Annotated in this window: 15 protein-coding genes and 1 tRNA gene; 4 read left to right on the top strand and 12 right to left on the bottom strand. The window is 58.9% G+C overall.

From position 1 onward, the window contains the following. Positions 1-405: 405 nt before the first annotated feature. Entirely contained in the window at positions 406-750 is a 345-nt protein-coding gene (locus HDE76_RS18530) for a hypothetical protein (RefSeq protein ID WP_184509729.1), read from the top strand. 324 nt (positions 751-1,074) lie between these two features. Continuing rightward, the gene (locus HDE76_RS18525; protein ID WP_184509727.1) at positions 1,075-1,557 is read left to right on the top strand and encodes a helix-turn-helix transcriptional regulator; all 483 of its coding nucleotides are present in this window, start codon (positions 1,075-1,077) and stop codon (positions 1,555-1,557) included. A gap of 33 nt (positions 1,558-1,590) precedes the next feature. On the opposite strand, the gene HDE76_RS18520 is transcribed toward HDE76_RS18525, so the two are convergent. The 6 genes from HDE76_RS18520 to rocF form a co-directional block, all read right to left on the bottom strand. Next, entirely contained in the window at positions 1,591-1,803 is a 213-nt protein-coding gene (locus HDE76_RS18520; RefSeq protein ID WP_184509725.1) for a hypothetical protein, read from the bottom strand. 172 nt (positions 1,804-1,975) lie between these two features. Next, entirely contained in the window at positions 1,976-2,623 is a 648-nt protein-coding gene (locus tag HDE76_RS18515; protein ID WP_179481221.1) for a DUF6348 family protein, read from the bottom strand. An 8-nt stretch (positions 2,624-2,631) separates the two neighbouring features. Further along, positions 2,632-3,150 carry a M48 family metallopeptidase gene (locus HDE76_RS18510; protein ID WP_179481223.1) on the bottom strand — a complete coding sequence of 173 codons (519 nt, stop codon included), beginning with the start codon at positions 3,148-3,150 and terminating at the stop codon, positions 2,632-2,634. Positions 3,151-3,211: 61 nt separating this feature from the next. Further along, positions 3,212-3,535: a hypothetical protein gene (locus HDE76_RS18505; RefSeq protein WP_179481225.1), complete on the bottom strand. Its 324-nt coding sequence runs from the start codon at positions 3,533-3,535 to the stop codon at positions 3,212-3,214. A gap of 35 nt (positions 3,536-3,570) precedes the next feature. Further along, positions 3,571-4,935, bottom strand: a complete 1,365-nt coding sequence (locus HDE76_RS18500) for a tryptophan--tRNA ligase (RefSeq protein ID WP_179481227.1) — start codon at positions 4,933-4,935, stop codon at positions 3,571-3,573. A gap of 46 nt (positions 4,936-4,981) precedes the next feature. Beyond that, entirely contained in the window at positions 4,982-5,896 is a 915-nt protein-coding gene (gene rocF / locus HDE76_RS18495; protein ID WP_179481229.1) for an arginase, read from the bottom strand. A gap of 119 nt (positions 5,897-6,015) precedes the next feature. Here rocF and HDE76_RS18490 point away from each other — a divergent pair, with 119 nt between their 5' ends. After that, positions 6,016-6,894 (top strand): DUF4142 domain-containing protein, encoded by an 879-nt coding sequence (locus HDE76_RS18490; protein WP_184509723.1) that lies wholly within the window; start codon positions 6,016-6,018, stop codon positions 6,892-6,894. A 319-nt stretch (positions 6,895-7,213) separates the two neighbouring features. On the opposite strand, the gene HDE76_RS20860 is transcribed toward HDE76_RS18490, so the two are convergent. Further along, the gene (locus HDE76_RS20860) at positions 7,214-7,624 is read right to left on the bottom strand and encodes a hypothetical protein (protein ID WP_255481684.1); all 411 of its coding nucleotides are present in this window, start codon (positions 7,622-7,624) and stop codon (positions 7,214-7,216) included. Positions 7,625-8,312: 688 nt separating this feature from the next. Here HDE76_RS20860 and HDE76_RS18475 point away from each other — a divergent pair. After that, entirely contained in the window at positions 8,313-8,501 is a 189-nt protein-coding gene (locus HDE76_RS18475) for a hypothetical protein (RefSeq protein WP_184509717.1), read from the top strand. A 1,468-nt stretch (positions 8,502-9,969) separates the two neighbouring features. On the opposite strand, the gene HDE76_RS18470 is transcribed toward HDE76_RS18475, so the two are convergent. The 5 genes from HDE76_RS18470 to HDE76_RS18450 form a co-directional block, all read right to left on the bottom strand. Continuing rightward, positions 9,970-11,031 (bottom strand): hypothetical protein, encoded by a 1,062-nt coding sequence (locus HDE76_RS18470; RefSeq protein WP_184509715.1) that lies wholly within the window; start codon positions 11,029-11,031, stop codon positions 9,970-9,972. Between the two features lie 65 nt (positions 11,032-11,096). Next, positions 11,097-11,279 carry a hypothetical protein gene (locus tag HDE76_RS18465; protein ID WP_179481242.1) on the bottom strand — a complete coding sequence of 61 codons (183 nt, stop codon included), beginning with the start codon at positions 11,277-11,279 and terminating at the stop codon, positions 11,097-11,099. Positions 11,280-11,722: 443 nt separating this feature from the next. Then, entirely contained in the window at positions 11,723-12,298 is a 576-nt protein-coding gene (locus HDE76_RS18460; RefSeq protein WP_184509713.1) for an integrase arm-type DNA-binding domain-containing protein, read from the bottom strand. Positions 12,299-12,492: 194 nt separating this feature from the next. After that, positions 12,493-12,568 (bottom strand) — tRNA-Thr (locus tag HDE76_RS18455). Between the two features lie 97 nt (positions 12,569-12,665). Further along, a complete protein-coding gene (locus HDE76_RS18450) occupies positions 12,666-13,388 on the bottom strand; it encodes an SPOR domain-containing protein (protein ID WP_184509711.1) in 723 nt (240 codons plus the stop codon). Positions 13,389-13,407: the final 19 nt, after the last annotated feature.

Here is a 13,407-nt window from a genome sequence, read left to right as displayed (position 1 = left end):
TCCATCCCATGTTTCCTCCCTACCTACAGTCCGAAAGCAGACTGTATGCCAAGTGCGAACGGCAAAAAATAGGCGCAACGGCGCCATACGGGCGCCATACGATAGAGAAGGCTCAAGGTAAGCACTGACCATTTCGGGCCATATTCGACAGGACGCGGCAGCGCAACTCGATAGATAGAGTGTTGCCAACCCGTCATTCAACAATCCCGCTGTACGGCGCAACCTCGATAAAGCCCGACACACCGTGGTCGTCGACGACCCGTGCCGCGGCCTTCGTTCCGACCGGATTGAGCCCTTGCGCTTTCGCAGTGGCCCATGCCTCTGCACGCGCGCCCTCCATACACTGTACGAGTGAATCGGAAATGGATACAACGTGCGACGAAGTAACACCGGATGCTGTCTGAAATGAATACGACATTGCGCAAACCCGAACGCATGAAGCTCTTCTTTGAAAGGCTGAAGCAGGCACCACGCCCCACTTCTCGCCAGGACGCGATTAATCTCATTAAGCGCACCTTGGATGAGATTGAAGATCAACACAGCGGGCTGCCACGCTCCAACTACGATGGCCGGATGCACTTCTGGCCTATATCGACCGACTTCGGTTGGATGAACATCCAATCCGATCCCTGCTACTGGGATGACTCCGTCGTCAAGAGGCATCGAACGTACATATTCAACAATGGCCGCATCGTTATTTTCTCGATAGTCGATGGTATCGAAGGTATGCCGGTGCTTGAACTATCGTAAGAATTAAGGCTCGGAACCTAGCCAGGGGTTGCCTAGGAATGCGACCTAGCCATGTGCAGAGGCATCGATGTTGCTGTGTTCAATGTCTACCCCAAGAGCTACGCCGCATTCCTTCGCAGCCAGGAGCTTGCCCGCGTATCGGTCTGATCAGGCCGCTTTCAATGCCCGTTATCGTGCAATCTCGGCCGAAAAGTCCGTGATGTCCCGAGCTTGTTTGATCGATATGCAATGATCCAGGCGCCCGCAGACGCATCATGAAAGATTACGCCCGTTGTTGACAATTTGGCGTATTGCGACATAATGGCTGTATCGCCAATATGGCGCATGACGAAATATTTCAAAATGATCTCCGGTATTCCTGTGCCAATTCCATACGTCCTGCGTGTCGCCAGGCTTGGCAACCAGCTCAGCATGCAGCAGGCCGCTGACCTAGCGGCATCGTCTCGCCGTTCCTGGGAAGGGTGGGAGTCCGGCGATCGCCCGATACCACCGGCAAAGCTGCTCTTGTTCCTCCATTCATTGCAAGTCCATAACAATTCGGGTTTGGTCGCCATATTCCGGATCACTAACGGTCAGGCCCTTCCTATAGACATGCTCACGCCCGGCACTTTCGTGGGACTAACCAAGCTGACGGCCACAACTTCTGAAGTGAGGTCTTTAGCCCTCGACCACATCACTGGCGAGATGAAGATCTTTGTCACTGAATTTGTCGACGCCGACAATCAGCATGCCATGTCAGTGCTTCAAACTTGGCGCAGTGTTATTGATCGCGCGGCTGAGGCAGTTGCCCGTAATCCTTCTGCGTAACTTCCGTTGGCCCGCGTGTGACAACCATGATCGTTACCACGCCGGCTTGCGTCGCTTCGTACTCAGGTTTGGCTCGAGGAGCGCTTGAGCAGTTGATCTTAGCTTAATAACGATCACGGCCGCTGGGCCAAGCCCCTCGTCGGCATATCGACTGATAAGCGCCCATGTCGTTTCCCAGAGCGCCTTTTCCACAAGTGCCAGCAACATCCAGATGAGCTCAACGAGGCTCAGATCCACTTCCGGCATAAATCTATCTTGATTCCAGACAGGCAAGGCACTCAGCAGGCTTTTTGCCGTTCAAATCCTTGACCTACATAGAATATCTTGAGGGCGCTCGCCTCGATTTGCTTTGGGGCGTTTGCTACCAAATGGCGTTTGATACGGGAATTTTTTTGTCGGGGAGATACCGACCAAGCGTCTAATAATCCCGCACGTCCAGCATCACGAAAGCGCTGGCGGTGTAGTCGCCGACAGCCGGCCAGTCGACGCCGCTCAAGGCCTGCACACCCGTTGGCCACGGCTCGTTGTCGAGCAAGACATCGGTGCGTCCCTCACCATGACTGTCGCGGCGATGGATCACGCGCACCCAGTGCAGTTCGGGCGTCAGCGACTCACGCTTCAGCGCGGTTTCGATCGACGCCATCGCCTCGGGCGGCATCGCCACCGCGTCGTCAACGCCGCGCACGGTAAACGGGCCGATGAACACGTCCCACGTGCGCACGCCGATGTCCCAGGCGGTAATCTGCATGCGGCGGTCGTCGGTAACGTACCAGCAGGCGGCCAGCACGAGATGAAAGGTGTTCTGCTCGAAGGCTTTCAGCGCGTCGCGGCAGGCCGCATCGCCGTCGCCGAAGCCTGCAAAGCTTTCCTCGATACGTCGCTCTTCACTGATCACGATGTCGATATCGAGACGCCCAGGCGCGTCCGCTGTCGCGGGCGTCCAGCTGGCGCGAATCGCCGGAAAATCACCGTCGGTCACCAGCCAGTCTTCTTCGTCTTCCTCGAGCTCGACGTCGTGACGCTCGAACAACCGCAACAGGTATTTCTGTAGTGCCGCGCTATCCATGATGATCCTCAGTGGGGTGGCTTGGCGCTGTCGACCGACGGCAGATCGCGCCAGGTCAGATACACGCGCAGATCGAATTCGAGCTGGTGGTAGTCAGGCAGCATGTATTGGCACAGCTGATAGAACGCCTTGTTGTGATCCAGTTCCTTCAGGTGCGCCAGTTCGTGCACCACGATCATCTGCAGAAACTCCGGCGCGGCGGCCTTGAACAGCGCCGCCACGCGAATTTCCTTTTTCGCCTTGAGCTTGGTGCCCTGCACGCGCGAGATCGCCGTGTGCAAACCCAGCGCGCGCTGGACTACGTCGAGCTTGCTGTCGTAAAGCACCTTGTCGATGCCCGGCGCGTTTTTCAGATGCTGCTGCTTCAGCGCCATGGTGTACGCGTAAAGCGCCTTGTCGCTTTGCACGGCATGACGCTCGGGGTAACGCGCCGCGAGATGATCGCCCAGCTGATCGCGCGCCATCAGTTCGCGGACCTTGTCCTGCAGGTGGGCGGGATAAGCCTGGAGATATTTGAGCGGCGTCATGCCCGGCATTGTCGCATCCCAAGGCGCCGGCATCCGACGACGGTTGCGTAGCCGAGCCGACTCAGCGCCGACGGCCCCACAGCATCCAGCGCACGCCCAGCGCCACCGCCAGCACGAGGAGCAGCGCGCCGTAGCCGTAAAGCGCGGGCAACACCTGCTGCCAGATGCCGCCGCTGCTGCGGCCGAACGGACCGATCGCCGGCTGCAGGGCGGTATCGAAACCCAGCACCGCAGCCTCCGCCGCGCCGACCAGCGCAATCAGCACAGCGGCGGCATCAAACGCACGCCGCACGCGTGTCCTGGGCAGACTCTTGGGGTAAGCCCAGTACGCCCAGCAGAGAATCAGCAGCCAGGGCGTGAGCAATACAAAGGCGAGGTAACGCATCGGTCAGCAGCTCTTCCGGTCGGCGAGCTCAAGCATCACTCGCCGGCCGCCAGTTGATCGATCGCCTGACGCAGTTGCGCCAGCGCGTCATCGCAAGTGGGCTCGTCGCGATAGTCGGCGGAGCTCGCCACCGGCTCGCCGTCCAGTTCGAGCACGACGCGCAAGGCATCGATCTGCAGCGCGACACCGTCGGTGCCAGCCGTCTTGATCCGCTTTTGCAATGCGCCGGCCGCCTTGGGATCGGAGAACGGCACCGACAGCAGCAGCTCATCGCCATCGGCCGAAAACAGGCGAAAGCGGAAGCTGCCGTCGGCGTCGCGGAAGCTGGCAAAACGTGGCGCCTTGCTCGACTTTGCGGCCGTCTTGGTCGGTGCCGGCTTCTTTAGCGAGCTACTGGCCGAACGCAGCCCCAGCGCATCGCGCAAAGCGGCAATCTTCGGCGTGGCAATCGCACGTGCCTTGATCGCCCCTTCCTGAAGAATGCGCTCGATATCGGACGGGTCGGCGATCAACGCCTCGTAGCGTTCGCGCATCGGCGCCACGTCCTGCTCGACTCGCTCGTACAGCGCCTGCTTCGCGTCGCCCCAGCCCATGCCGTCGAGCAGCGACTGGCGAAACGCCGTCGCTTCTTTCTCGCCCGCAAACGCGCGAAAGATCGTGAACAGCGCCGAGTTGTCCGCATCCTTCGGCTCGCCCGGAAGGCGCGAGTCGGTGACGATGCGCATGATGGTTTCGCGCAGCTGCTTTTTGCCGCCGGCGAAGAGCGGAATGGTGTTGTCGTAGCTCTTCGACATCTTGCGACCGTCGAGACCCGGCAAAGTCGCCACCTGCTCCTCGATCAGCGCCTCGGGCAGCACGAAGAACTCGCGGCCGTGGATATGGTTGAAGCGCTGGCCGAGATCGCGCGCCATCTCGATATGCTGAATCTGATCGCGCCCCACCGGCACCTTGTGCGCGTCGAACGCCAGGATGTCCGCGGCCATCAGCACCGGATACATGTACAGGCCGGCGTTGATGCCGGCATCGGCGTCTTCACCGGTCTCGGTGTTGCGATCCACCGCTGCTTTGTAGGCATGGGCGCGATTAAGCATCCCCTTGGCGGCGATGCAGGTGAGGAACCAGGTCAGCTCCGGTATTTCCGCAATGTCCGACTGCCGATAAAACGTGACGCGTTGCGGATCGAGTCCGGCCGCCAACCAGGTCGCGGCGATCTCCAGCCGCGAACGCTCGATCCGATCGGCATCGCCGCTTTTGATCAGCGCGTGATAGTCGGCCATGAAATAGAACGCATCGACGTCGTCGCGCCTGCTGGCTTGCACCGCGGGGCGGATCGCGCCGACGTAATTGCCCAGATGCGGCGTGCCGGTGGTGGTGATGCCGGTCAGTACACGAGTCTGCATGATGTTCGCTTGTGGATAATCGAATGGAAACGCGTGAATTCGAGCGTCAGCGGATCAGCGTGGATTTGCCGAACAGCGACTCGACCAGATCGACCGCAAGCTTGGCCGTCTGGTTGCGCTTGTCGTACGCGGGGTTCAGCTCGACGATATCCAGCGAGGCCAGCCGACCGGTGTCGGCAATCATCTCCATGCACAGCTGCGCCTCGCGATAATTCGGGCCACCGCGCACTGTCGTGCCCACACCCGGCGCGATGCTTGGATCGAGAAAATCGACGTCGAAGCTCACGTGCAAATGCGTGTTGTCGTCGATGTCGTCGAGCGCCTCTTCCATCGTGCGTTTCATGCCGACCTCGTCGATATGGCGCATGTCATAGACGCCGACACTGGCTTCGCGTACCAGTTTCTTCTCCGCCGCATCGACCGAACGAATACCGATCTGGCGAAACACGTCGGGCTTGGTCGCCGGCTTGGTGCCGCCGAGGTGAGTGAGCGCATCGGGACCGTTGCCGCACAGGCAGGCCACCGGCATGCCGTGAATATTGCCCGACGGCGTGGCAAGTGCCGTATTGAAATCGGTATGGGCATCGAGCCACAGTACGCGCAGCTTCTTGCCCTGGTCTTCGCAATGCCGCGCAACGGCGGAGATGGAACCAATCGCCAGACAGTGATCTCCACCCAGCATGATAGGCAGATAGCCCGCCTGAAGCTCTTCATGAACAGCCGTATAGACGGCCGTATTCCATGCCACCACCTCATCCAGATGACGATAGCCGTCCGCAGGCGGCTGCCAGGGGTTGAGCGGGCCGTGCAGATTGCCGCGATCAACTACCTTCAGTCCGCAACGTTGCAGGCGGGCGAACAGATTCGCCACGCGCAGTGCTTCGGGCCCCATCGACGCACCGCGATGTCCGGCGCCGATGTCGGTCGGTACGCCGATCAGTGAAACGGTCTTTGTGCTCATAACCTGTATACCTGCGTGTTGGTGAGCCGCGGCACGAGCGAAAAAACCGTCGCTGGCGATGCCCGCAGCCAAGCCCTCGAATTCTAACGGATTGCCCGCACGATCGCTTTGCATGACCGGTGGCCGGCCGGCGGGGCGAGGCCGCGATACCTAAACCTCGGCTTTTAGAGCCTGTTTCAAGCCGCCAACCTTCGGGCCATACACCCCACCATCACAAACTCTTTCCAACCGCTGGGTTTTCATCGGTAACCTACCGAGTACCAACAGGATTCCCTATGCAAAATCGCCATGTACTCCGAGCAATCACAGCCGCCTTGTTGCTGAGCTCAGCCCTCGCAGCGGCGGCCCAGTCCGAGACCAGCGAAACAAATAGCGGCCTCAGCGCGGCCGACACCGTATTCATCGAAAGCGCTGCCAAAGACGGCATGGCGGAAATACAGATGGGCAACACAGCGCTCGGCAAATCCAGCGATGACAAGGTGAAAGCGCTCGCGCAGCGCATCGTTGATGATCACACCAAAGCCAACACCGCGCTGAAAACGTTGGCAGAAAGCAAAAAAGTGAGCTTCCCGTCCGCCCCCGGGAAAGACGCGCAGAAAGAGAACGACAAGCTCGCGGCCATGAAGCCGGCCGGCTTCGACCAGACGTGGTCCAAGGCGATGATCAAGGATCACCAGGACGCGATCAAACTCTTTACGGCCGAAGGCAAGGACACCAAGGACACCGACATCCAGCAGTTCGTCAAGACCAACCTGCCCACGCTGAAGTCGCATCTGGAAACGGCGCAGCAACTCGCCGCCGTGCCGGATGCGCGCGACCAGGCGATGGATCAGGCATCGAAATCGATGGCCGGCACCATGGACAGCACCCCGGCAACAGCATCGACGGCAACGGCCGCAACGGCCACACCATCGACAACACAGACCCCGACCGTGAAATCGTTGACACCGACTGTAGCGCCCGGCGCCCCCGCCGCAAGCTCGGGCGCCAAGCACTGAGCATGCGCCGGCCGTGACTGTTTATGTCGACAATTTGCGCAACTATGGCTGGGTGGTGCATGGAGAGGTGACACCCAGCTGCCATATGTTTACCGACGCCATCGACCTGACCGAACTACACGCCATCGCTGCCCAGATAGGCATGCGTAGAGAATGGTTCCAAAACAAGACCGTCGCGCCGCACTATGACCTCAAGCCGGATTTTCGTGTAGCGGCGATACGCGCGGGTGCACTGGCGGTTGACCGACGTAGCGCTGCGCTCATCTGGCGCGCACGTCGAGCGCTGGTCCAAGCCGCTGACGACTCGGAACAAACGTCATTAACTGGTCTGATGAAAGAGCAAGATCGCGCCGCTCTGCGTGCCCTGCGCGTCCGTCAACGGCATGGCGTCGCCCATAGCCGTGACGCTGGATCCATCCGGCCGGCGGATCCGCCATTTCGCACCCAGAACGGTTTCACCGAACATGGCGGCGCGAGCCAGCGGCAGATCGGTCGACGGATAGGGTCTGCCATCCTCGGTAAATAGCCCGTGCATCGGGCTGTAGTCATCCGGCTGCACGCCCATGATGAGCCGACCGTGCATCGCGATGGCCACCGCGTTGGCAAAAACGATGCTGCCCGCCGCATCCACAACGATAGCGCCATCGGCGAGCTGCTCGAGCTCGGCAGTGCTGCGTTCGTCGAAAGTCCACGGCGAATGGCGAAATTTCAGATGGGGATTGGCGGTCATGTCGGCGGAAAGAGTGTCGACGCAGCAGCGTTCCTGGGAGGGGATGAAAGCGTTTTGACGATGCCGCGCGCCCTTCTGATCCAGGCGGCAATGTACCGAAAAAATCTGCGCCATCGGCATGACGCGGCCAATCTTCTCAACGAGGCACTGCCCGAGAATATGCAACATTCATGCCTTGAACGCCGGTAAGGCGGACGCTTTCCGGACGCTACAATCCCGCAGCAGCTCATGGATAGCCTTGCCGGGGTGACGCGTTGTAATGCGTTAAACCGCGGCACAAGCATGCCCACGCTTCGCCAGCGGTTGGCAAAAAACTTGCTTCACATGGCTATCAAAATTTATGGGCACACGGAATGTTGAAGTATATCGGCCTCTCGATATGCCTATGCCTATTGGCCTTAGGGTTGAATCGTGCGCTTGCGGATCAGCGAATCACACGGCATCTGTCCGACAAAAGCGCGCACAGCGTCACAAATGGCTCCAATACGCCTGCCGAAAAACCGAAGAGACTGGCTGGGGGAAAATTCTAAAGTCTTTTAGTCGAGCGCCTGAACGTACGATCGAGTGATCCATCGCGCACTGCTTTGATGTGAGATGACTGAAGGGACAAGCCACGTACACAATTCGTGAAGAACCGCAGTCCGTACCGCACCAGGCTTCATGGAAGCATCGAGATGAACTGGCCATCTTGCTGGCCGACCTGGATGCATCCATGCCGCAGCCGATCATCAACAAGCTCGACAGCGCCGACTTTATGCCGCTTTTTGCGGGCAGAGCAGACACCATCGCACGTCAGGCGCATGCAGCCCACCGTCAGTTGCTCGTGGATCGCTTCAATGCCCTGCTTGAAGAGATCAACAAGTACGCCGACGCATAGCTGCCGCCGCACGATCTATTTCTTGCCTAGGTTACGGCCGACCTGGAGGCCAGAGGCCCGCATCGCGTCGGACCTCTCGCTCTACCGATGTCGATTCGGCATTTCCCCAACAGCGGAGCAGCACGCTTTGGCGAGAAAGCGTCGAGAAAGCGTAATTGCATGGATCGCAGATAACCCAACATCGCTTCGACCCGATGACCGAGTCAAACCATCGTTGTCAAATTTTAACGACGGCGCTTAGCTGTAGCACTCACGGTTCACAGCATCTTGCACAATGGGCTGGGGCCGGTCTTTGCCGACCGAAACTCCGCTCCTCTGCAGCCACTGCTTGGATTGGTCAAGCAGCTGGTGCCGACCATGACACCATTCGCAGGCGCCGGAATCCTTGCGCCCGGGTGCCAGCGCCGAACCGTCCTTCCTGCCGCACTGAGGGCAGTCCGCGTTGGCGAGCATATGGGCAGTCTGGGCGAAAAGCTCAATGGGGTTCACAACAGACATGAAATACTCCTGCAAATAAGCGTGAGATCACCGGTTGCTTGCATACACATATACGCTCAGGTCCGCCACGCGGATTCACTGACACCCTCGCCTGCCATGAAGTCATCTCCGTCGATTGGCGAAGTTGCTGAAAACCGCCTTGTTGAGGGAGCAGCAACGACCGTACCAATGGAACGACACATCTGAATCGCGCTTGGCTCGCGTTGCCATTTAAGAAACCGATGAGGGTAGCGGGCAACGTATTGGACGATGCCACCGCACGAGGCCATCGAACGCCAGGAAGCGCTAGCGTTGTTGACGATGTAACGCGAAAGCTTCTCTCCCGCCTCGTTCAGCGAGACCAAGCACTGAGCACGCAGGCGGCCGGTGCAACTTATTGCGCCATCGCTCAACCAAAACACCCACCATTCCATCAAGCGGCGTCCGCTTGAATCTAGTTATCAGCCAAAACGTTGAGGCGCATGCGGGCCGGTGAGCGCCTGGACGGCACACCAAGCCATTCCTGGCGTCTTCCAATCGCCCAGCCGGAACCGCCCTTGAAAGACAGCAAAGGATCAGAAAAATACTTGCTTGTACGTTTTCTCATGGACGGCGCCTCATGCGGCAAACATTCTGATCATTAGTGATGCTGGGTGAACAGTAGATCAAATGCCGCGAAGTAGACCCGAGCAACACGACGCCACAGACAGGTGCGATGCTTGGAAAGCACCTTGGTCTCTAATGCTAAAATCGCCGCATCTAGATATCCCCTCGCTAGGACGGGAGGCTCACGCATCTCGTAGGTGTCCATCCATGGCCAAGAAGAAAACGGCTGCAGTGTCTGGCAGCCGAGATGCATTGAAATGACCTCAGATGGCGGATATCGCCCGCATGGCCGGTGTTTCATCATCGCCACCAGCGAGAGTCGTTGCGATTGACCAGGAGATAAAAACCACTGCCGTAAGTCTTCTTATAGATCTGAGCCACCGTATTAGACAATCGAAGGCTCATCCATGTGAAGTCGGCGCGCTAGGTCAACATAAGCCTTGCTCGATCGAAATTCCGCCATGGTGAGCGAAGCGTCTTCGACCACCGAGTAGTCACGCTTGCCGGCAGCCAGAAACGAAGCCACCATGCGCATGACTCCGATATCAGGAATCATGTCTTCCAGAAACAAAAATTGCCCTGCCTGATTGACTTCCAAGAACTGATACGCACCATCGGCATCGACCACAAAGTCAAGGCAACCGAAGACCAACCCTAGCGATGCCATCAAGGCTTGGATACCTTTCTCAAGCGTTGCAGGTAGCGTTATTCTCTCGGCGAAAAAATCCTGCTCGAGCACATGTGTTCGCCAATCGACGTAGCCTTCTCCGGAGCGTCGCCGCATGCGTACGGCAAGCAACCGATTACCCGCCACGGTGACACGAATATCAGCCGTCTTCTCTACATAATGCTGGTAGATGCCCGGACAAAACTCGATCACCTGAGTATCAGGCAAGTGGTCGTTATCCAGTATGGTCGTTGCTGCGCTGAGCCCACCTTCTTCTCGCCACAAGTGCGGATGAAACGCCTTGAAGACGACGCGGCCGCCTTGCGCCAACTGTCGCAGCGCGGCCGCGTCGTTACCCATCACTGTCTCAGGAAATTTCAACCCTACATCTCGCGCCGCGACGAGTTGCAACAGTTTGTTTTCGGCGCGTCGGGATTCTTCTGGCGGATTGACCCAGAACGAAGGCAGCAACTTCGGCGCGGTAGCGACAAGATTTTCATAAAAAGTGCGCCACTCGCCAGCGAGAAAAGCCTCATCTTGCGGCAAACTGGGCTTTAATTTCGGCGCTTGCGGCCGCCGATTCCATACTGAGATAGGCGCGTCGCCCATGTCGCGTAGCCCGACGTGTCCAGGCCCTATCTCGATGCCAACTTCACGGCCTCGCCATTGCGCCAGTCCAGTGCTAAGCACCACTTGTACGCCCATGCGCTCAAGCGCCCAGCTTAACGCAAGGGCATGCGGATCGTCTTCGAAGGCAAGCACATGTACTTTGCGCGTCACGAAAAAAGACTCCTGTCAGAACAATGCGCCTTGTTGCCAAAGCGCATTGAGCCAATCGTCTGAAATCAACTTGGATCGTAATCGAGACCGCCATCCGCCGGAGAGTGAATAGATGCAGTCATCGTTATCATTGTTAGAAAATGGCCTCTGCTTGGATCAGCCCACTCTTCGCCGAAGGCAGTCGCGCTGAGTCGAGCCAAGGGGCGAATCGTTGATGACATTTCAGTTTCGACGTTGAGCTCACTCATAATCATCTACTCCATCATTAGCCGTAAGTCACGGCTCCGCGAGCATAAATCGATTCGCTATGGGCGTCGGTGAATTGATAATGACGCTGGATGAAACTCGATGAAACTGCGATACCGGTCACGTCTTGCACGGCTACGCCAGGCAACTCACTTAAATGGACGGCTGTCGCCTTGAATTCCTGGGTATATCGCTACGTCGTATGCGGACAGGGGCCGGGCATGCGAGCACTCCTGAAGTGATAGTTCAGGGTGTCCACTAAAGCGTAGGACTCTCGGTTGAATTCAGACCACTCGGCTTTGCTCAACTCACCCGGCCGGACGAACAACAACGACGCCAGCTTGAGGGCACAGCGCACCGCCATGATGCCGCTATAGCCTTCTCGATCGCGCGCAGCAGCTCGCCGACCTTGACAGGCTGGTGATGTGCCGCGTCTTGGCCGTCTTCAGTGCCCCGCGCAAATCGGCGGAAGGATCACGCTCGGCGCGGCCGGTGGCCACCGCATAACGGAAGACCAGATCGATTTCAGCCGCTGCGTCGTTTCCAGGTGCCCGCGCGACTCCACACGTCGCAGCACGGCAAGCAGCTCCGGCGCTGTGATGTCAAAGATTTGCCGCTCACCGATCCACGGATTGGCCAGCTCCTTGAGCATCCACTTCATTTTGCGACGGGTGATCGGAGCCAACTCCCCGCGGCCGCCGAGCCATTCGTCGCCTACGGCTTTGAACGCGGTCGCCGCGGATAGATGCTGGGTCGCCTTGTCCGTCTGACGCTTTGCGCTCGGATCGACGCCCTGGCTGAGTAAATCCTTCGCCGCGGCGGCCAGCTTCCGTGCCTGCGCCGACTTGACCTCGGAATAGGTGCTCAGGCTCAGCATCTTTGCCTTGCCCTGGAAGCGATATCGATAGTGCCAGCGAGGGCTGCCGGTCGGAGGAAGCTCGGTGCAAAGACCGCCACCATCAGCCAGCCGATAGAGGCTTGGCTTGCGCTCGAGTGTGAGTAACTCCTTCTCGGTGAGCATGTGAGTAAACAAGGCCCCTGAAAGTGAGTAACTGATCGGCGAAAACGTGAATAGCCGCCGTGTTACGCACAACCTTTCACACTTTGAGCGGGCTGCAATGGGACGACCTTGGACGATATCGCACAAAAAAACCCGCTTTAATGCGGGTTTCGATGGATTATTGAGCCGATATGGGATGGCTTTAGATGGTCACTTGGTGCCGGCACCCGGATTCGAACTGGGGACCTACTGATTACAAATCAGTTGCTCTACCAACTGAGCTATGCCGGCAAGGAGCGCGATTCTAACAGTCGCATTGCACTTGCTCCAAGCGCATGACCCGATCTGAGCGTGGTTTCGAGACGATGATCGCCACGGTACGGGCAAATCAGAAGCAGCTGGTGCTGTGCGAGTTGACGCCGCTGGCGCGGACGCGGTTGCGCCATTCGAATCGCGGGCTGTTGTTGGCGACCAGATCGAGCCAGTACTCCGGCACGGTTTCGCTGCGCTCGCTCAAACGGGCCGGAAAGCCGGCCGCCACCACTTCGTCGCGGCGCTTGCGCGCGTTGGCCGGATCCTTGAACAGGCCCAGCGAAACCGTATTGGGCTGATCGCCGCCGCTCACTACGAAGTAATCCTTGATGTTGCGCGCACCGAGCTGGCGGGCCAGCTCCAGCGCCTGCGCGTGACTGCTGGTGGCGGGCAGATAGACCCAGAAACCGTTGGGCTGGGTGATCTGCTCCTGGCGCGACCGCATGCGTGCAACCTGCGCGCCAAGCGCCTGGCGGGCATTGCGCAGATCCTGCGGGGTAGCGAACGGACCTAGCGCCAAGCAGATTTGCGGTACCGGTTGCGCAGGCCGAGGCGGCGGGGTATTTACGGGTGCGGCGGGAGCCGGCAAGGAAACCGGAGCCGCCGTTGCGACAGATGCCGCGATGCTGGGGGCGGCCACGGTAGCTACGGGCTGGGGCATTTCCGACAGCAGGCGCAATTCACGTACGCCAGGGTCGACGGCATTGCCGTTGTGCGCATAGGGCTGGCCAAGCAACAGCCATGCCCCTACCGCAATATTGAGGGCCATCAAAAGGATGAACAGCAGACGCAGAAACATCGAATCCCCCATGCCGAAC

Origin of the sequence: Rhodanobacter sp. ANJX3, assembly GCF_014200755.1 — a bacterium.
Classification (GTDB): domain Bacteria; phylum Pseudomonadota; class Gammaproteobacteria; order Xanthomonadales; family Rhodanobacteraceae; genus Rhodanobacter.
This window is presented reverse-complemented; position numbering and strand designations above follow the sequence as displayed.